The organism is Pontibacter rufus, from assembly GCF_015694705.1.
Taxonomy (GTDB): domain Bacteria; phylum Bacteroidota; class Bacteroidia; order Cytophagales; family Hymenobacteraceae; genus Pontibacter; species Pontibacter rufus.
In genome coordinates this window covers 57084-76214 of record NZ_JADQDR010000002.1, presented here as the reverse complement: position 1 = coordinate 76214, position 19131 = coordinate 57084, and the positions used below count along the sequence as shown (strand labels likewise).

Annotated in this window: 15 protein-coding genes and 3 tRNA genes; 3 read left to right on the top strand and 15 right to left on the bottom strand. The window is 50.1% G+C overall.

The features are described from left to right. Positions 1-83: 83 nt before the first annotated feature. From lysA to I2I11_RS04720, 14 genes are all read right to left on the bottom strand, one after another. The gene (gene lysA / locus I2I11_RS04785; protein WP_196266540.1) at positions 84-1226 is read right to left on the bottom strand and encodes a diaminopimelate decarboxylase; all 1143 of its coding nucleotides are present in this window, start codon (positions 1224-1226) and stop codon (positions 84-86) included. Beyond that, a complete protein-coding gene (locus I2I11_RS04780; RefSeq protein WP_196266539.1) occupies positions 1219-2550 on the bottom strand; it encodes an aspartate kinase in 1332 nt (443 codons plus the stop codon). Before I2I11_RS04780 ends, lysA begins: the two co-directional genes overlap by 8 nt. A 210-nt stretch (positions 2551-2760) precedes the next feature. Continuing rightward, a complete protein-coding gene (locus I2I11_RS04775) occupies positions 2761-3969 on the bottom strand; it encodes a beta-ketoacyl synthase N-terminal-like domain-containing protein (protein ID WP_196266538.1) in 1209 nt (402 codons plus the stop codon). 120 nt (positions 3970-4089) lie between these two features. Further along, positions 4090-5406: an adenosylmethionine--8-amino-7-oxononanoate transaminase gene (gene bioA / locus I2I11_RS04770; protein WP_196266537.1), complete on the bottom strand. Its 1317-nt coding sequence runs from the start codon at positions 5404-5406 to the stop codon at positions 4090-4092. Between the two features lie 145 nt (positions 5407-5551). Beyond that, on the bottom strand, positions 5552-6181 hold the full coding sequence (gene bioD / locus I2I11_RS04765) for a dethiobiotin synthase (protein ID WP_196266536.1): 630 nt from the start codon (positions 6179-6181) through the stop codon (positions 5552-5554). Beyond that, positions 6178-7317, bottom strand: a complete 1140-nt coding sequence (locus tag I2I11_RS04760; protein ID WP_196266535.1) for an aminotransferase class I/II-fold pyridoxal phosphate-dependent enzyme — start codon at positions 7315-7317, stop codon at positions 6178-6180. The genes bioD and I2I11_RS04760 overlap by 4 nt, the downstream gene beginning before the upstream one ends. Positions 7318-7395: 78 nt before the next feature. After that, positions 7396-8394, bottom strand: coding sequence for a biotin synthase BioB (bioB, locus tag I2I11_RS04755; protein ID WP_196266534.1), 999 nt, complete (start codon positions 8392-8394; stop codon positions 7396-7398). A gap of 284 nt (positions 8395-8678) precedes the next feature. Continuing rightward, positions 8679-9017, bottom strand: a complete 339-nt coding sequence (locus I2I11_RS04750; RefSeq protein ID WP_196266533.1) for a hypothetical protein — start codon at positions 9015-9017, stop codon at positions 8679-8681. A gap of 132 nt (positions 9018-9149) precedes the next feature. Beyond that, on the bottom strand, positions 9150-10784 hold the full coding sequence (locus I2I11_RS04745) for an amidase (RefSeq protein ID WP_196266532.1): 1635 nt from the start codon (positions 10782-10784) through the stop codon (positions 9150-9152). Between the two features lie 373 nt (positions 10785-11157). Further along, positions 11158-12444 carry a hypothetical protein gene (locus tag I2I11_RS04740; protein WP_196266531.1) on the bottom strand — a complete coding sequence of 429 codons (1287 nt, stop codon included), beginning with the start codon at positions 12442-12444 and terminating at the stop codon, positions 11158-11160. Positions 12445-12567: 123 nt separating this feature from the next. Continuing rightward, the gene (locus I2I11_RS04735; protein WP_230679898.1) at positions 12568-13890 is read right to left on the bottom strand and encodes a toxin-antitoxin system YwqK family antitoxin; all 1323 of its coding nucleotides are present in this window, start codon (positions 13888-13890) and stop codon (positions 12568-12570) included. 235 nt (positions 13891-14125) lie between these two features. Continuing rightward, the gene (locus I2I11_RS04730) at positions 14126-15310 is read right to left on the bottom strand and encodes an acetyl-CoA C-acyltransferase (RefSeq protein WP_230679897.1); all 1185 of its coding nucleotides are present in this window, start codon (positions 15308-15310) and stop codon (positions 14126-14128) included. A 416-nt stretch (positions 15311-15726) separates the two neighbouring features. Further along, on the bottom strand, positions 15727-16683 hold the full coding sequence (locus I2I11_RS04725; RefSeq protein ID WP_196266530.1) for an ICP22 family protein: 957 nt from the start codon (positions 16681-16683) through the stop codon (positions 15727-15729). Next, positions 16680-17651: a VWA domain-containing protein gene (locus I2I11_RS04720; protein WP_196266529.1), complete on the bottom strand. Its 972-nt coding sequence runs from the start codon at positions 17649-17651 to the stop codon at positions 16680-16682. The genes I2I11_RS04725 and I2I11_RS04720 overlap by 4 nt, the downstream gene beginning before the upstream one ends. A gap of 352 nt (positions 17652-18003) precedes the next feature. Here I2I11_RS04720 and I2I11_RS04715 point away from each other — a divergent pair. The 3 genes from I2I11_RS04715 (at position 18004) to I2I11_RS04705 (ending at position 18449) form a co-directional block, all read left to right on the top strand. Next, positions 18004-18090, top strand: a tRNA-Ser gene (locus tag I2I11_RS04715). Between the two features lie 116 nt (positions 18091-18206). Then, a tRNA-Pro gene (locus tag I2I11_RS04710) sits at positions 18207-18280 on the top strand. A 95-nt stretch (positions 18281-18375) separates the two neighbouring features. Next, positions 18376-18449, top strand: a tRNA-Arg gene (locus I2I11_RS04705). Positions 18450-18793: 344 nt separating this feature from the next. Here the strand turns inward: I2I11_RS04705 and I2I11_RS04700 are convergent. After that, complete coding sequence (locus I2I11_RS04700; protein WP_196266528.1) at positions 18794-19114, bottom strand: peptidase associated/transthyretin-like domain-containing protein; 321 nt, start codon at positions 19112-19114, stop codon at positions 18794-18796. Positions 19115-19131 lie beyond the last annotated feature (17 nt).

Genomic DNA, 19131 nt, shown 5'->3' with positions numbered 1-19131 from the left:
GCTGACAACGGAGATAGTATGGATAACAAAAAGCCCGGCTTCATGAGAGATGAAGCCGGGCTTTTTGTTGATATCGATCCTTTTTACAAGTATAAAGCCTTTGCTTTTTCGCGCAGGTTATAGTTCGAGGCCATTACCTCGCCATAAGCGCCTGCCGTGCTGATAGCAATAAAGTCGCCGCGGCTGGTTTCGGGTAACTGCACCGCCTTGCCGAAGCAATCCGAAGATTCGCATATCGGCCCTACCACGTCATAGCGCTCCTCGGGCTCCCGGCTTGTCAGGTTTTCTATTTTATGATAGGATTGGTACAGCGCCGGGCGAATCAGTTCCGTCATACCGGCATCCAGTATGGCAAAGTTGGTAGACAAGCCCTTTTTGATGTAGAGCACCCTGGAAACAAGCGTGCCGCATTGCGCTACCAGCGCACGGCCCAACTCGAAATGTACCTGCTGCCCGGGCTTTAATTCCAGAAACTGGTGGAACAAGCCAAAGTAAGCGGCAAAGTCAGGTATAGGCTGCTGCTCCGGGTGGTAATAATCCACGCCCAGACCGCCTCCGACGTTGATGTGCTGCAACCTGATGTTGCGGGCAGCAAACCAGTCCTGGAACTCGTTCACACGGGTGCACAAATTTTTGAAAACTGTCAGATCCGTTATTTGCGAACCGATATGGAAGTGAATACCGATGAGCTCGATACTTTTCAGTTGCGCAAGCAGCTCCAGCACGCTCTCTAACTCCCAGGCATTAATACCAAACTTGTTTTCTTCCAGGCCGGTGGTAATATACTTGTGCGTGTTGGCGTTTACGTTCGGGTTGATGCGCAGGGCAATCCGGGCTGTCTTCCCCTTTTTCTCTGCCAGTTCGTTAAGCACTTCCAGTTCCTGCTTCGACTCGCAGTTAAAGCAAAAAATATCCTGCTCCAGCGCATAGTTAATTTCTGCATCGGATTTTCCAACACCGGCAAAAACAACATCTTCAGACCCGAAACCATTTTCTAGGGCCGCTTTCACCTCGTTGCCGCTCACGCAGTCGGCGCCGAAACCATGCTGCAGCATTTCAGCAAGTATGGGCGCATTGGCGTTTGCTTTGAGCGCATAATGCACGTGGTAGTTATACTTGCCGGCCTCGGTTTTAGCTGTTTGCAAAGTCTGGCGCAGCAGGTTTAGGTCGTATACATACAGCGGCGTGGCGTGCTGCTGCAATTCATGCAGGTCTATGTTAAGCATTGGTGGCGTTGTGTTCGAATATTCCCTCATTTAATTTCTGCAGCGCGTCCACTTTGTGAGGAGTGTTGATAAGCACGCTGATGTTGTTTTTGCTGCCGCCATACGAAATCATGCGCAACGGAATATCCTTCAGCGCTTCAAATACCTTCAGGGCAGCGCCGCTGCGTTCTTCCATAAAATCGCCTACTACGCACACAATGGTTTGTTCCTGATCTGCTTCTACCTGGCCGAATGCTTCTAATTCATGTACAATTTCGTTCAGGAACCTGGCATTGTCGATGGTCAGCGATACGGCTACTTCCGACGTCGTAATCATATCGATGGGCGTTTTGTACCGTTCGAATACTTCAAACACGCTGCGCAGAAAGCCATAAGCCAGCAACATGCGTCCCGACTTTATCTTGATAGCCGTAATACCATCCTTCGCCGCTACCGCTTTAATTTTGCCGCCTTCGCTTTCAGCCGTAATAATGGTGCCTTTCGCCTCCGGCTGCATGGTGTTGAGCAGGCGTACGGGGATGTTCTTCTGTTTAGCTGGCTGTACGCTGCTCGGGTGCAGAATTTTGGCTCCGAAGTAAGCCAGTTCCGCAGCCTCATCAAACGACAGCACTGCAATAGGATAAGTGTTTTTGACGATGCGCGGGTCGTTGTTGTGCATTCCGTCGATGTCGGTCCATATCTGGATTTCGTCGGCATCGGCAGCAGCACCAATCAGCGAAGCAGAGTAATCGGAGCCGCCACGCTTCAGGTTATCTACTTCGCCGAAGGCGTTGCGGCAGATGTATCCCTGCGTGATAAACAACTTTGTCTCCGGATATTTTGCCAGTTCCGCTTTCAGGTTTGCGGCGATGTAGGCTGTATCCGGCTCCTCGTTCTCGTCAATCTTCATAAAGTTGAGCGCAGGCAGCAGCACGGAGTTAATACCCTGCTCCTCCAGGAAGAACTGGAATAATGCGGTAGACAGTAGCTCGCCCTGTGCCAGTACGGCCCGCTCTTCGTGTGTGGTAAATGAATCCTGCGTAAAAGCCCGAAGGTAGTCAAAGTGCTGGTTGAGCAATTCGTTGGCTTGCTGCTGCTTCTCGGCGGAAGTATAAAAGTCTGTAGCTACCTGTTTATATGTATGGTGGAGCGCATCAATCTGCGCTTTCGCTTCTTCATTTTTGTGCTGGTACAGCAACTCGCTTATTTGTACCAGGGCATTTGTTGTGCCCGACATGGCCGAAAGCACCACAATTTTCGGCTCATCTCCCTGGATGAGCGCAGCTACGGCTTTCATTCTTGCGGCAGACCCCACGGAAGTACCGCCAAATTTTAATATTTTCATTTAAACGAAAGAAAAAATGATAAATTCATACTTGGCAAAAGTAGTGCAGAATGATTTCTTTTCAACAGAAATACTGCATTTTATCATTAGAAATAAAAGCAGGTTGCCACGAGGCCAGCTTATTAAGCAGATTTTGAAATTTGAAGAGGTATAAGTTCGAAGATAAAGCGCTGAATGCAGGTTTACCAGGCACGAGAATCAGATACCTGCTTATACTCTGGTAACAACCAGGCTGGCTGCATTGCCCCCAAAGCCGGCAGCGTTTATAAGTATGCGGGAGATGTGCTTTTGCGCTTTTGCCGGTAATATGTTCGGGTACGGCACAGGTGCATACTGTTGTGCCCGGAGTATGTGCAGTGCGTACTGCAAACTCAGTGCGCCGGAAGCTCCCAGGGTATGGCCGATAAGCCACTTGTTGGTGGTGATGGCAGGGGCATCCGTTCCGAAAACAGCCTCGATGGCAGCCAGTTCGGCACTGTCGCCGGCGCGGGTGCCGGGGGTATGGGTGATGATAAGGTCAATCGTGCGATGTTGTTCTGGCAACTGCGAGAGTGCGTGCCGCATAGACTTCTGGAAGTTGATACCCTCGGCAGAAATACCGGTTTTACTCACAATCTTCTCGAAGCCCAGTCCGACAGCCTCTACTATAAAATTGCCTGTTTTTAAAGCCGATTGCGCTACCTGTTCCAAGGCAAACACAGCTGCGCCTTCACCCAGGGTAAACGTATTCTGCCGGACTGCTGCGTAGGGCTGACAAGGATAAGGCTGGTTTGCGAGTTTGGAATAAATGCCTACTGCTTTCATTTGGGCGATGGTGAAGGGCGTAAGCGGCGCTTCAGTACCACCCGCCAGAAACCGCCCGGCCATACCTGCCCTGAGCCATGCCACACCATTGGCTACTGCCATCAGCGCGGTGCTGCAGGTAATGGAGTGGCTGATTTGCGCGCCCCCGGCATTCACGGCATGCGCTACCCAACTCGACAGGTTGCCGAGCGTGGTGGTAGGAGAGGCCGCCGACGAAAGGCTGCCATCTGTACCTTGCCGGTACTGGCCAAAATGATGCTCAAATAAGCCTGTGGCCCCGCGCGAAGAACCGATATTAACGGCCAAATCATCCGAAGCCGGGGCATCTTCCTGAAGCCAGCCTGCTTCCGTGGCAGCCTGGCAGGCAGCATAAATGGCCAGCTGCACCGAGCGGTCGAGCTGCTTGTAATAGGGATTACTTTGGATGAGTTCCTGCAACTTTTGCTCTGCCGCAATGGGTAAAGCAGCAACAGGTGTTAACGTGCCATCGTGAGGTATAAAGCTGAATGCCGGTTTGCCGGAAGTATAAGCGGCCGCTGTGGAGGCCGCATCGTGCCCAAGCGGAGAAATGGCCCCGCTGCCTTTAATGACAATATATTTTTTTTCTGTTTCCAATGCGCTGGTAAAGGTAAGCGATTTGTCTGAACCTTTTGATTTATCTCATTTTTGTGATGATTATATGAGGAGTATAATTACTGCTCATACAAATCAGCTTCAATCAAAGGTTCGGATAACTTAATCGTGCAGCATCGTTAAATCAGGGCGCGGATAATGGCGCTGGCCGGTAACCAGTTGCTGCATACCAAGTATGGCCTGGTATACCAGGTTAAGCTGCGCATCGGTGATGCAGTAAGGCGGAATGATATAAATGATATTGCCAAGCGGACGAAGCAGTACGCCGTTGTCTAGTCCAAAGCTATACAAAGTATCCCGCAGGTCGCTGAAGTAGGAGGTGCCGCCGTCTTCAAACTCTATGGCCAGTATAGTCCCCTGTTGGCGCACTTCCTGCACGCCCGGCAGCTCTTTTATACTTGCAGCAAAGGTAGCGTGGCGCGTAGCAATGCGGTTTATACCTTCCTGCGTTTGCGACTGCAACAGCAAATCCAGGCTGGCCAGTCCGGCAGCACAAGCAACGGGATTGGCGGTATAACTGTGGCCGTGGAAGAGCGTTTTGCTTTTATCGTCGTGCAGGAAGGCGTTGTATACTTTTTCGGAGGAGGAGGTAGCACCCAAAGCCATCGTACCACCTGTCAGCCCCTTTGAGAGGCAAACGATGTCGGGCTGGCCCTGCATGTAATCCGAGGCAAAGGTGCGCCCGGTACGGCCAAAGCCCGTCATCACCTCGTCGGCAATAGTCAGGATGTCGTGCTTCTGGCAGATTTCCAGCAGGCGGTCCAGTACTTCGGGTGTATACATCACCATGCCGGCCGTGCCCAGCACCAGCGGTTCGTAAATAAAAGCCGCTATATCGCCGGCTTCCGCTAAGGTTCGTAACTGGCTTATACTTTCTTCTTCCCGGCCAGGCACCGGCACATCTATAAAAGCTACTTCGAACAGGTATGACCAGAACGGCGCGGTAAAAGCACTGCGCGCGCTCACGGCCATCGCCCCAAAGGTATCGCCATGGTAGCTGTCGCGGAAAGCAATGATTTTTTTACGGGGAGTGCCCAGGTTGTTCCAGTACTGGATGGCCATTTTGAGCGCCACTTCCACGGCTGTAGAACCGTTATCAGAATAAAAGATACGGCTTTGGCCCTCCGGCAGAATCTGCAGCAGGCGCTCGGCAAACGTAACAGCCGCTGGGTGCGTGAAGCCTGCAAAAATGACGTGTTCCAGTGTTTGCAGCTGCTCAGTTACTTTTTGCGCAATGTAGGGGTGTGCGTGGCCGTGCAGGTTTACCCACCACGAAGCTACCGCATCCACATACGTTTTGCCATCCTCCGCTACCAGCAAAGCACCTTCGCCCCGAACAATAGGTATGGGTGCCGCAGCGGTTTTCATCTGCGTGTAAGGGTGCCAGATGGTAGCCTGGTCGCGTTGCGCTAAGTTCATTTATGATAGATGTTAGACTTTAGACAAAAATATCAATGTTCTACGTTGATAGTTACATCAGACACTTCATCCCAAAAATAACAAAACTGATTAAAGTAAACCTCTCTTCAATATAACCTGATATATAAAGTCTTACATCTAATGTCTAGCATTTAACATCCGCAAAACAGTCTTCGAACTGCCTGGCATATTCGGCTACGGTTTCTTTGCAAAAGTCAGCTTCCTGGCGGATGGAGGGGAGGCGACGCAGGCCTGTATACTTGATAATGAAATCTTCGGAGGACGTGTTTTCCTCGCCATTAAAAATAATGCCGGCTACAGGTATCTTGCGGTGGCGCAGGACTTCGGCGGTGAGCAAAGTATGGTTTATACTTCCGAGGTAGTTACGGGAAATCAGGATAACTTCCAGGCCCAGTTGCTGCACCAGATCCAGCATAAGGTAGCGCTTGTTGAGCGGCACCATCAGGCCGCCGGCACCTTCCACAATCAGATTGTTGTCGGTTTGTGGCAGTTGCATGCCATGTATCTTAATCTCGATGCCTTCAGCAGCAGCGGCGCGATGAGGTGAGGCAGGCATCTTAAGCCGGTAAGCTTCCGGGTGAAACACAGAAACCGGATTAGACACCAGGCTTTGCACCATGTCAGTGTCTGTAAAATCAAGCCCGCCTGCCTGCACAGGTTTCCAGTAATCGGCCTGAAGCGCCTCCGTGAGTATGGCAGCGGCAACGGTTTTGCCCACATCTGTTCCGATACCTGTTACAAAATAGCTTTTCATGTTCCTTTGGCTATGGCCTTCACGAGACCGTCAATTTGTTCTGATGTATTAAAAGCATGTACTATCACCCGCAGCCGCTCCTGACCTGTAGGCACCGTAGGACTCAGCACCGGGCGCACGTCAAATCCCTGCTGCTGTAAAAACGAAGCCAAGGTCTTTAACTTCGCTGTTCCGCCTTCCTCCACAAATACAGAAAGTATAACGCTCTCCTGCGGCGCGCAGCGGATACCCGGCAGTTGGTTTAGCTGCCCGTATAATTGCTGTGCCAGCCTTTTTACCTGCCTGCGTTCCTGCGTCATATCCGGCAACAAAGTATAAGCACATTTCAGCGCCACCAGGGCGTGTGTTGGCAAGCCGGTTGTATAAATAAAAGCGCGGCTGTAGTTAATCAAAAACTCGCGCAGCACTTTAGCGCCCACCACAGCAGCACCGTGGTTGCCCATCGCTTTGCCGTACGTAATCACCTGCGCAAACACCTCTTTTTCCAGCCCGAGCGCCACGGTTAAGCCTTCTCCTTTTTCGCCATACAAACCAACCGCATGGGCTTCATCTACTATCAGCGCGGCGTTCTGTTCCCGGCAGAGTTGTGCCAGTTCCTGCAAAGGTGCCTGGTCGCCATCCATTGAGTATACAGCTTCCACCACCACGTATACTTGTCCGGCAGCCAGTTTTAGCTTTTGACGCAGGTCGGCCACATCGTTGTGCCGGAAACTATAACTTTTAGCAAAGCTCAGGCGCAGGCCGTCTTTCATGGAGGCGTGGCTGGCCTCGTCGTAAAAAACAGTATCGCTCCGCTGCGGCAGTGCCGACAAGAGCCCAACATTGGCCGTGTACCCGGAATTGAACAGCAGCGCTGCTTCGCCGTGATGGTACGTGGCAATTATGGTTTCCAGTTCCTCGAACAGCGGATGGTTGCCGGATAAAAGCCGGGAGCCGGTTGCGCCCAGCGGCAAATGTTTATACTTCTCTTCTTCCTCCCGGATGAGCGCCCGCAGTTTTTCGCTTCGTGCCAGCCCGAGGTAATCGTTCGAACAGAAATCCACCAGCCCGGAGGTAACCTTAAGCTGGCGCAAATTCCCTTTTGCCGCCCGCTCTGTGAGCTTTTGCTGTAGGTTTTCTTCTAAGATACTAGACATTAGATGTTAGATTTTAGACTGAAAAGAAAGAGATTTCATTTTAGTAAAGTCTAACGTCTAATATCTAGCGTCTAAAATCTAACAAACAGCTTGTGTTTCTTCTTTAAATGATTTGCGGGGTTTGAGGCCCAGCAACTGGAACATCGCCCGGTCCTGGTCGAAATCAGGATTTGGCGTAGTAAGGAGCTTTTCTCCGGTAAAGATGGAGTTTGCACCGGCCAGGAAACAAAGGGCCTGCTCGGTCACGTCCATGGCTTCACGGCCAGCCGATAAGCGCACCATTGATTTTGGCATCAGGATGCGGGCTGTGGCAATCATGCGCACCATCTCCCACACCGACACACGCGGCTGATTTTCCAGCGGCGTGCCTTTTACCGGCACCAGCGCATTGACCGGCACCGATTCCGGATGCTGCTCCATCGTAGACAAGGTATACAGCATGCCGATGCGATCCTCTTCCGTTTCGCCCAAGCCGATAATGCCGCCGGAGCACACCGAAATTCCTGCTTTGCGCACGTTGTCAATCGTATTCAGGCGATCATCGTAGGTACGCGTGGTGATGATGCTGGCATAGTTATCTTCGGAGGTATCCAGGTTGTGGTTGTAGGCATACAGGCCGGCCTCTTTCAGGCGCTCTGCCTGGTATTCGTTTACCATGCCCAGCGTGCAGCATACTTCCAGGCCCAAATCATTTACGCCTTTCACCATGTTCAGCACCTTGTCGAAGTCGCGGTTGTCGCGCACTTCGCGCCAGGCAGCGCCCATGCAGAAGCGGGTAGAGCCTCCTTCTTTCGCGCGCTGCGCGGAGGCCAAAACCTGCTCCTGGCTCATCAGCTTGTGTACATCCACGCCGGTGTTGTAGCGCGCTGCCTGCGGACAGTAAGCACAGTCCTCGGGGCAGCCGCCGGTTTTTACGGATAACAAGGTACAAACCTGTACTTCGCCGGTGGCCTGGTACTGCTTGTGCACATTGGCTGCTTCTACAATCAGCTCCAGCACAGGTTTGTTGTAAAGCTCCTTTATCTCTTCCAGGCTCCAGTTATTCCGGAGGCCTTCGTTCAGTCCGTTTTGCATCATGGTATGCGTGTTTAGGTTGCGAAGGTAATTTGAAGATTTAGGAATTAAAAATCAACCCCGGCCGCAGGTTTCATCGATAAATGCATAAGTAATTCAGCTGTTGCGTGTTTTAAGCAGATAAAATTATTAGAAAATAATTCTTAATGTAGAAGGTGGGTTTACTGGAAGTTTTATAGTATAGCAGGTTGGTGAGGTAGTTGGATGGATTGTAAATCGCTTGAATCTTATGGTTTTGAAGTTATTCCTTTGCTATGCTTTGTAGCTGCTGTTCATCCACGGCTTTATTAGCTTCTTGTTTCATCTTTGGCTTTGGTGCGCTCAAGCCCGCGGGGGCTCGTCCCTTGATTGGGCGCGGCGGCGTGAACCTGCGCTGGAGCGCTGCCGCATGCGCGGCACCGGAACACACCAAGGCGCCCAATCAAGGGACTGGGATTCATTCCAGTAGCTAATGTTCTTTCGAAAGCTTCTGTTTTTTCAGTCGGTACGATGGTTGCGGCCTGTGCTTTAGCAGAAGTAGAAGTACCAATCTCAGGATTGGTTATCCGTTCTGTCATTCTGCAAAAATTCTTGAGGAAGGGAGTGAGGCTGTCTCTATGGAATGAAAGTTTTAGGATGTGCAGCATGACTCCTCTACTGTTTTGGAGGTAGAATATCAGGATAAGAGGAGGAGATGGGGCAGGGACAGAGAAGGGCTAAAAAATAGAACTCCCCTGCTCGGAGGGGCAGGGGAGTTCTGTGAATCATACTATGTATACTTAGGCCGGATTGGTAGACTTCTTGAACTCGGGTGTGATCCTGTTGTGTGTTGCCTGCTCATAGGCATAGGAAATGCCGATGAGTTTGGGTTCTGTATAAGCGCCGCCAAAAAAAGAGATTCCAATCGGGAGCCCCTGTACTGCGCCCAGGGGTACTGTTATGTGCGGATAACCGGCAATGGCTGCAGGTGTGGACAAGCCATAGCCCGAAAAGGAATCGCCGTTTACTACATCGATGCACCAGGAGGGGCCATAGGTCGGACCGGAAATAGCATCAAGTTTATTTTCTGCCATGACCTCATCTATAATTTTGCGGGAAGTAGTCAGGTTTTTTTGCTGTGCCTCCTGATAATCTTTGCTATCTAAACCTTCCAGGGCTGCTGAGCTTTCCAGTGTTTCCTGCTTAAAATATGGCATCGCTTCCTTCTCGTGGGCTTTGTTGAAGGCAATCACATCGTCGAGTGATTTTACTTTGGCATTGGCCCCGGCCAGGTACTTATCTACGCCATCTTTAAACTCATACTGCAACACCTTGAACTCATCGCTGCCGAGCTTGTTTATTTTGTCTACCACCTCTACTTCCACAATGGTAGCGCCTTTGCTGCGAAGCGTATCTAGGGCTTTTTGCAACAGCACATCTACACCTTCGTGGCCTTTCATGAACGTCTTTTCTATGCCGATGCGCTTGCCCTGCAAACTGTTGGCATCCAGAAACTGCGTGTAATCGGTATAGGACTTTCCGGTACTTTCTTTGGTCACAGCATCTTTCGCGTCTGCACCGGCGAGCACGCCCAGAAGTATGGTAGCATCAGTTACGGTGCGGGCCAGCGGACCGGCGGTGTCCTGCGTGGCGGAGATAGGAATGATGCCGGTGCGGCTTACCAGGCCAACAGTTGGTTTGATGCCCACTACGCTGCTAACGGCGGCTGGACAAACAATAGAGCCATCGGTTTCGGTGCCTACGGCTATAGTGCAAAGGTTGGCTGATACGGCCACCCCCGAGCCAGAAGATGAGCCACAGGGACTGCGGTCGAGCACGTAGGCGTTGCGCGTCTGGCCGCCACGGCTGCTCCAGCCCGATGAGGAGCGGGTAGAGCGGAAATTGGCCCATTCGCTCAGGTTGGTTTTGCCCAGCAATACAGCACCTGCTTTGCGCAGTTGCTTCACAATGTAAGCATCGTTCGAGGCGATGTTGCCTTCCAGTGCCAGTGCGCCGGCGGTGGTTTGCATTTTATCAGCCGTATCAATATTGTCCTTAATCAATACAGGTATGCCGTGCAGCGGGCCTCTTATTCTGCCTGATTTACGTTCCTTGTCCATCGCCTCAGCTATACTTAAAGCATCCGGGTTTACTTCAATCACGGCGTTTAATTTAGGGCCGTTTTTGTCAATGGCCTCGATGCGGTCGAGGTATAGTTGCGTAATGGCTTTGGACGTCAGTTCGCCGCTCTGCATTTTCTCCTGCAGCCCGTTAACTGTTGCTTCATCCAATTCAAAATCTTTTATCGTCCCGTCTTTAGCGGCAGTTTCATGCTGTTCTTTTTCGTTTGCAACCGTGTTGCAGGCGCTTATGCTCAGCGTAGATACCGCCAGGCTTGCCAGGGAGCCGTTCCGTATAAAGTTTCTCCTATCCATCGTATGTTTTTAATAGTAAGATAGTGGGTTTGCTTCAAAGTATAATATAGTTGTTGGAGAAATTATGCAGGAGAGGGGGCGGTAATAATTCTGCTCTGTAGAAAAGGCTCACTGTGGATTTAAAGTATAAGATTTATAGCTAGCTTTTCGCCTCGCCGGCTAGGCTCCCGAAAGCATTCGGGACAAAAGAATCAAGAAGCTTCAAATCGAGGGCCCCTACCCCCACTCGCTGAACGCTCGAACAGTGGAGGCTCATAATGTGCACCTGGCAAATATTGCTTTGTTATAGTTTGCCTTCTTTTAAGTATAGTCCTCTAAACATAATGAAGTCCTACTGTTATTTATTCTTGCTGAAGAGCGAGCTTGAAGCGATTCAGGGCTTGTCGGGATTGGACAGGTGTTGCTTCATGCTGTCTATCTGCTGATTTAGCATATTTAATTCCGTAGTGTCAATTGTTATGTTAAATATGCGCTCAACCTCCACGATTTGCTGCCGCAGGTTAGGGGCATCCTGAAACAAGTCCCAGATGTTGGTGACGCCTTTGAACCGGTTTAAAACTCTTTTTTCTTTATACCAGTCGTATACTTTGGAGAGCGTTTTTCCGGCAATTTTTCCGATGTTCAGGTCTTTGATTATGTCGGATGTAGTGTCGTTGTCTATTGCCCCATCAACTGCTTTTTCGTAGTCGGATTCTTTGGCCACATCCCAGAAGCGGTACAGCAGCCTGCTGCTTTTCTCCTTATACTTGCTGTTAAACACTTTCCAGAATTCGTCTATCTCTTTAATTGCTTCAAACTGCTCTTTTATCGATTCGGCTTCGTTAATTTGCTTTTCAAACTTGAGGATGGAGCTTCTCAAATCCTGGAAATCGTGGCGCAGTTGCAGCAGCTTTGCGGGAATATCAGCGATTGTATTGCACTGCGAAAATAGGATAGGTACCAGCGGCGGGATAGGCTGGTAATCGAACCCAAGGTAATGACTGAGTTCGTTTTGTTTCTGACTGAAGGCATCGCTTAGCTTCCAGAGGATTTCTTTGCTGATACCCTGCTTGTTGAGTTCGCTAATTTGGAAAGGGTAAGTATACATCGGCAGCGTGGTCTGCACGTTGGTGTTGCCCAAAGCTTCGTAAAGCCTTTTTACAATCGCCTCCGGAGAACTGCTGTGCTCACCTACTATAAGGCCGTCTTCAGTACCGCCCAGGCTCAGGTACCTGATGTTGTATTGCGTTTGGTCCGGCTTTGCGAGGATAAGGTAAGCAGCCTTGCCTTCTGCGGCCAGCGTGTCCTGAATCCCTGCTACTGCTTTGTATACTTCTTCTGGATTCTGCTTGTCAACTTTCTCTACATACACGCTTTTCGCTACCGGCGTGCCAATGCCGGAAATAACCGAAATGCACTCCTCATTCGCGAGCAAATCAAAAACCGGACGTCCGTTCGGGAAAAAAGGGCGGGACGTAAGCTGCATATGCTTAAACTCCAGGTCCGAGATGTAAAACTGCCCGTTAAGTATAAAAGATTCGATAAAGGTGTTGAGCGAAAACACTGAGGCAAGTGTTGCCTGGCCATAACCGCCGATGATGTAATCGAGTTCGTCGAGCAGGTTTACGCTGATATAAGAGCTGTTATAGTCGAGTTTTAATGGCTGCTTCCCTTCGTTCATCCTGGTAAAGTATAGAAGATAGGCCGGGTTTATAGAACCGCCGGCAGAACATACCTGTAAATTTAAGCAAAAAAACACCTCCAACTTTGCAATCGGAGGTGTTTTTGCGAAAGCTATACTTCGCTATTTGGCCTTATCTTCCACTACCTGGCCGTTGCGGTAAACCAGCGTTTTCAGCACCTTACCATTTTCATCCTGGTATTTCCAGGTGCCGGTTTCGCGGTTGTTGCGGAACTGCCCGAGTACTTCTACCTTGCCGTTCTCAAAATACTGTTTGTAAGGGCCAAAGCGAAGCCCGTCTTTGTGGTTTGTCTCTGATTTTACTTTACCGGAAGGATAGTATTCGTAACTGATGCCTACGATTTTACCGTCTTCATACGTATACTTCTCCTTTACCTGGCCGTTTTCATAGTATACCAACCTGTCGCCCGTCAGTTTATCTGCATCATAGTTTTCCGAAACCTGCACCAGTTTGCCGGGTGCATCAAAGTATGTTTTCCAGGCGCCGTGTTTTTTATTGTCTTTCAGCTGCTGTTCGGCCTGCAGGTTGCCAGACGGATAGTATAAAGTTGATTTGGTATTCTCGCCGTTGTTGCTGGCTGTTACTTCTTCTTTCAGCTTGCCGTCTTCGTAAAAGTATTTACCCGTGCCACTTATCTGCCCGTTTTTATAGGTGATGTTGCTGCGCAGCTGCCCGCTTTCGTAGTATGATTTGGATTCGCCATGCATTTTACCGGCCAGAAAGCTGCCTTCGGTGCTGGGTTTGCCGCTGCGGTAGTAACTCCTGAATGTGCCGTTCTTCCGGCCGGCCTCATTGCTAACTTCCGTCTGTAGCTGCCCGTTGTCGAAGTAGGTTTTATGGGAGCCTTCCAGCATGCCATTGCGGTAAGTGGCATCCGATTCTATATTGCCGTTCGGGTAGTATGTTTTGGCCGGCCCGTTCTGCTGGCTGCCCTGGTAAGTAACTTCCGATTTCAGCTTGCCGCCAGGGTAATATTCACGCACAAGCCCTTCCGGAAAGCCGTTTACAAACTGTGTTTCTTTTTTCAGGGAACCATCCTCATAAAATATCCTGAACAGATTGCTTTGCTGGTCGTTAACATAACTACCTTCCTGCAGCAGCTTGCCATCCGGACGGTAAGCTTTGTATGGGCCCTGCTTTACATCCATGGCATACGTTACCTGCAATTTCGGCTGGCCATCCGGGTAAAACTCCGTATAAACACTATCCTTCTTGCCTTCCACAAATTTAACCCGCACCTCCGGCTGACCGGTAGGGTAGTAGCGGTTGTAATAGCCTACAATAGTTGAGTCGGGTGTCACAAAGTATACTTCCTTTACAGCGGTATGCGCTTCGTCGTGAAAGGTGGTAACTTTTGTTTGAGCGAAAGCGGCGGTTTGCAGCAGGCAAAACGCCGGGAAAATAAAGAATAATGTACGCATCATGTATGACAATCGTATTTTATGATTCTGCGGAAGATAAATTTTATACTTGTGCCGCTCTAAAGACGAAGAACAAGTATGCGTTTAAAACGATTCAAACGAAGTATAAATTGAAGGCATCCTCATTAAAAAGATGCCTTTCAGGTGCGCACGCCGCGAGGTTTTGTTAGCTTATAAAAAAGAAGCCTTACGGGCTTAACGTAAGGCTTCTGTCAAATTATGTGCCGGAAAGGCGGAATTACATTTTCTCGAGCACGATAGCAGAAGCGCCGCCACCTCCGTTGCAGATGCCGGTAACGCCGATTTTGCCGGCTTTTTTATCCAGTACGTTGCACAACGTGGCCACAATGCGCGCGCCGGACGCCCCAAGCGGATGGCCCAGAGACACTGCGCCGCCAAACACGTTCACGTTGCTGCCTTCCAGGCCAAGCTTCTGGTTATTGGCAATGGATACCACCGAAAAAGCTTCGTTTATTTCATAGAAGTCTACATCCGCAGCATTTACCCCGGCATTTTTGAGCGCTTTGGGTATGGCAAGCGATGGCGTGGTCGTGAACCAGATAGGGTCCTGCTCGGCGTCGGCAAAGCCCAGGATTCTGGCAATGGGTTTAACGCCCAGCTCTTCCGCCTTTTCTTTGCTCATGAGCACCACAGCCGCTGCGCCATCGTTCAGGGTTGAAGCATTGGCAGCCGTTACCGTGCCTGCCTTGTCGAATACAGGCTTCAGGCCCGGTATTTTATCGAAATTAACTTTTTTATACTCTTCATCTTCTGTAACCAGAATCGGATCTTTGCCGCGTTGCGGAACCTCCACCGGCACAATCTCATCTTTCAGCAAGCCGGCTTCAGCGGCTTCGGCCACTTTTCTGTAAGATTTTATAGCGAAGTCGTCCTGCATCTCGCGTGTAATTTTCATTTCGCGGGCGGTATTTTCTGCTGCATTGCCCATATGGAAATCATTATACACATCCCACAGGCCGTCCTTCAGCAGGCCGTCCGTCATCTGGCCGTGGCCAAGTTTGGCGCCCCAGCGGGCTTTGTCGAGGTAATAGGGCACGTTGCTCATACTTTCCATGCCGCCTGCCACAATCACATCTTTATGACCCAGCATAATGGCCTGTGCGGCAAACATAATGGCTTTGGAACCGGAGGCGCATACTTTGTTCACAGTGGTACACTCTACCTCGTAGCCAAGTCCCGCGCCAATAGCCGCCTGGCGGGCAGGTGCCTGGCCCAAGTTGGCAGACAGCACATTGCCCATGATAACTTCCTGCACGTTTTTGCCATCCACGCCAGCTTTCGCCAGCGCACCTTTAATGGCGGCTGCACCTAACTGCGTAGCAGAAAGACTGGCCAAAGCACCGCCAAAGCTGCCAATAGGCGTGCGTACCGCCGAAATGATGTATACTTCTTTTATCTGCATCTTTTTGTATTGATTTCGTTATGTGAAATTACCTGTTTCTTCGCTGAAAACCAAACGTTCGTTAGGCAAGCGCATGCCTGCTGTTTATGATTGATGCTACTATAACCGGAAGCCTTTTGTTTAAGTTAATTGAATTTAAACCTGTGTTTCCTGTGCTTAAAATGAAGTATAAGCAGATAGTGTATTCAGCCAGGCAGGCAGGTAATCCTGCAGTCCGGCTATTGGTTTTAAGGCTTTCGTCTTATCGCTTTTGCTTATGTTATCACCTGCAAGCAGATGCACGTAGAGGTATAGCTTGTTATTGCTTTGGTTACTAGGCTTTAGTAACAAGCGCCTTTTTCCGGATGATCAGCCACAGACAGGAAGGGTTGCGTTGCTTTGATAAATCTTTTAAACACGGTAGAACAGTGGAGCAATTACCAGTCAGGCTTGCCGGGATCGGGTTTGCGGGCAGACTTTTTCGGGAGCTGCTGAATATACTGCAATTCAGCATTGCGCATAGCATCCAGCAGGAGTTTTGCTTTTTCAGGACTCATGTTCATTTGCTGGAGGCGGATTCGTTGCGTTTGAGCCCGCTGATCCTGGCCAGAAGCATTTTCTGAGCTGCCATGGAGCGGGCTTTGGCCGGATAGCGGAGCATCCTCCAGGCTTTGCCCTTTGGTGTCGCCGGGCGCTGTGCCACCGGCCTCTTCGCGGTTCTTGTCGCCTGCGTCGTTGCCGGAACTATCTTCCGGTTCGCCACCTTCCGGTTGCTGCTGATCTGTTGACCTGTCAGATGGTTCCTGCTTATCTGTTTCCGCCGTTTCGTTTCCCTGCGCATCTTCTTTTTTACCGGGCTGCGGTTCCAGCTGCTCATCAGATGGCGGAGGCGCCTGCAGGCTGTCTTCCTGTGCTTTTGGGGGCAGCTTTTCCTCTGTCGCCTGCTCCGCTTTTTCCGGGTGCAGCTCCAGGTATTTCTTCAGTAACTCGTAATCGTAGCGGGCTGTTTCGCTGGCCGGATCGGCTATCAGCGCCTGCCTGTAGAGCGAAAGCGCCTGTTTATACTTCTGCTGCCGCGCCGCAATATTTCCCAGCTGCAGGTGCACTACCGCACGCAGGTGACTGGTGGGGTGATCGGCCAGCAGCCGGTAGGCTTCTTTTGCCTGCTCCATTAAACCGGCTTCGTAATAGGCGTGCGCCAGGTTCAGGCGAAGCTGGTCGTCGTTCACTTCCAAATCATGCAGCAGGTACTCGTACGCGGCAATGGCATTGGTATAATTCTGCTGATGGTATGCCTGCGCTGCTTCCTGCGCATACTCGTTGATGCGGGAAATGGTGCGCAGCCCGCCGCTCAGGAAGCTTATCAGCAGTACAGCAAACAATCCCGCTTTCATATCCGGATAAGCTTAATGGTGAGTAATACATCCAGCAAAATAAAAAACAAGGCGAGCGCCAGCGGGTAAATATATTTGTTGGCGGTTACGTCGATGGTCCTGCTTTCGCGCATTTCGTCTTCAATGCTATTGATGGCGCTGATGAGCCGACTCACCTCGCTCACGCGGTTATTCACCTCAAAATATTGCCCGCCGGTCAGTTCTGCCAGTTGCACCAGGGGCGCAGGGTTCAGGCTGGTGATGACGGTTTTGCCTTCCTCGTCTTTTTTATACCCACGCCCTACAGGGATGCGGCTGCCATCGGTGGTGCCAATGCCGAGGGTGTACACGCGGATATTCTGCTCGCGCAGTTGCCTGGCCAGCTGGTCTATATCGCCGCCAAAGTCCTCGCCATCGCTGATGAGCACGAGCACACGCGCTTTCTGCTCTGTGGCTTCCGGTTTGCTGTGCTGTCCCAGTTTATTCAGGGCCAGTTGCAGCACCGGACCATAGTTGGTGCCGGCGTTGGGCACCAGGTTGGTCCGCAGCGCCTGGGTATAAAGCTGCAGCGCATTCTGGTCATAGGTGAGAGGACTCTGGACAAAGGCTTCGTCAGAAAACACAATCAGACCTATGCGGTCGGAGTTGAAACGGCTGATGAGGCGCTGAATTTCATGCCTGGCTTTTTCGAGACGCGAAGGTTGCACATCTGTGGCGTCCATTGATTTGGAAAGATCTACGGCGATGTATAAATCTTTGCCGATGGTCCTGATTTCTTTTTTCATGGCGCCGAACGATGGGCCCAGCAACGCCACAACGAGCAGGGCTGCGTACAGGTGGCGCAGCAGGAACTTTACCCAGACGCCATGCGGCCGTTGTCTGAAAAACCGCGCCACCCGCCACACACGGTACAGGTAGCCCACGTACAACCCGAAAAACAGGATGCCGAACAGGATTTCGAGCAGCGTGATGGTTTGGTACCAGGTCATGTTACAAAGCGGCTGCGGTTGGATCTTTTTTTGCCTGCCGGAGCAGTGACAAATATACAAAAGCCCGCCATACTTCCGCTGACACAACGCGCCGGTGCAGTGAACTGATATAGCAGGAAGCAGGAGCGCCTGAAAATACAGGCTCAGCCGGGCGGGGAGGAGTAACAGGAAAAGCAGGATATTTATTTTTATACCATACCGCGCGGGCAAGCCAAATAAAGTCAGCTACTTAGTGCAGGGCAGACCCTTAACAGCAACAAAAAGCAACTGAAGCAGCCTAAAAAATAAGATGGGCTATTGCGCCGTAAGCGCTAATGTAGTATGTTTGCAATCTCTTTAGCAGGAAGAGCCCGGAGAGGTGGGTGAGTGGCTTAAACCAGCAGTTTGCTAAACTGCCGTACTGGAAACGGTACCGGGGGTTCGAATCCCCCCTTCTCCGCAAGCGAAATAAATTTGAAAATAAATTTGATGCTTTCAAAACTTCGCTTACTTTTGCATCGCAATCAAACGCAAGGGCGCTTAAAGGCCACTGTTTCTGAAAGCGGAAATATAGTTCGGGGTGTAGCGTAGCCCGGTATCGCGCCACATTTGGGATGTGGAGGTCGTAGGTTCGAATCCTGCCACCCCGACTTTTTATAAATTACGAATTACGAATTACGAATTACGGAGCTTTAATTGTAGCTGTTCTTAATTCTGATTTATAATTCGTAATTTTTTTTATGATGGTCTCGTAGCTCAGCTGGATAGAGCAACTGCCTTCTAAGCAGTAGGTCTTTGGTTCGAATCCAAACGGGATCACTTTGTTATCAAGCGCTTATAAGGTAAAACTTGTAAGTGCTTTTTTTGTGTGCACACAATTTATACACATCTCTGGGTAAGTACGTCTGATCTTATTGCAGGACATAGTAGGAAACAGAAAAAGTACAGCTTTTCTATCTGCTAGTGGCTCCTTGATAACTTTTAAGTTGTGGCTTACAGTGCATGAGATTCATTTCCTATTACCGAAACCATCATATATTATAGACCACACACAACCTAATATACTGCTTGTAAACAAAGGAATACTCACAACGGGCGCCTGCATGAGGAGCCGGCAACGTTAGTAAGGGGTCACATATACATTGTGTTGCGCAATTATTTTTCTAATCACCTGTTTTATTCAGGTAAACTTTAGCGTGGGCTCCGACTTCTATTTCAGCAGAGTCCACTTCATAGCCATTCTTTTTAAACATTACAGTCATTGGCGGACATCCGAAAGAGAGGCCGCCGCTTATACTGTTTATTTCAAAATGGCCTTGCGCATCAGTATAGCCAAAATCATCTTCATTGCTGTGTTTATACACATACACGCTATTAATCGGCTGAAGAGTCTCTGCGTCAAGTACAATTCCATAAATGTCCTGCACGCAATCACAGGAGCATAGAAGCAATAACAGACTAAGTATAGTTGCTGTTCCTTTCAATTTTATAATTGCAAACG

Bases quoted from the DNA above. Each gene is read 5' to 3' on its own strand.
- I2I11_RS04720 (WP_196266529.1), bottom strand. From the start codon at position 17,651: ATGACCTGGTACCAAACCATCACGCTGCTCGAAATCCTGTTCGGCATC.
- I2I11_RS04750 (WP_196266533.1), bottom strand. From the start codon at position 9,017: ATGCTGCACATCCTAAAACTTTCATTCCATAGAGACAGCCTCACTCCC.
- I2I11_RS04725 (WP_196266530.1), bottom strand. From the start codon at position 16,683: ATGAAAGCGGGATTGTTTGCTGTACTGCTGATAAGCTTCCTGAGCGGC.
- I2I11_RS04745 (WP_196266532.1), bottom strand. From the start codon at position 10,784: ATGGATAGGAGAAACTTTATACGGAACGGCTCCCTGGCAAGCCTGGCG.
- bioD (WP_196266536.1), bottom strand. From the start codon at position 6,181: ATGAAAAGCTATTTTGTAACAGGTATCGGAACAGATGTGGGCAAAACC.
- I2I11_RS04730 (WP_230679897.1), bottom strand. From the start codon at position 15,310: ATGCAGATAAAAGAAGTATACATCATTTCGGCGGTACGCACGCCTATT.
- bioA (WP_196266537.1), bottom strand. From the start codon at position 5,406: ATGAACTTAGCGCAACGCGACCAGGCTACCATCTGGCACCCTTACACG.
- I2I11_RS04760 (WP_196266535.1), bottom strand. From the start codon at position 7,317: ATGTCTAGTATCTTAGAAGAAAACCTACAGCAAAAGCTCACAGAGCGG.
- I2I11_RS04780 (WP_196266539.1), bottom strand. From the start codon at position 2,550: ATGAAAATATTAAAATTTGGCGGTACTTCCGTGGGGTCTGCCGCAAGA.
- I2I11_RS04740 (WP_196266531.1), bottom strand. From the start codon at position 12,444: ATGAACGAAGGGAAGCAGCCATTAAAACTCGACTATAACAGCTCTTAT.
- I2I11_RS04735 (WP_230679898.1), bottom strand. From the start codon at position 13,890: ATGATGCGTACATTATTCTTTATTTTCCCGGCGTTTTGCCTGCTGCAA.
- bioB (WP_196266534.1), bottom strand. From the start codon at position 8,394: ATGATGCAAAACGGACTGAACGAAGGCCTCCGGAATAACTGGAGCCTG.
- lysA (WP_196266540.1), bottom strand. From the start codon at position 1,226: ATGCTTAACATAGACCTGCATGAATTGCAGCAGCACGCCACGCCGCTG.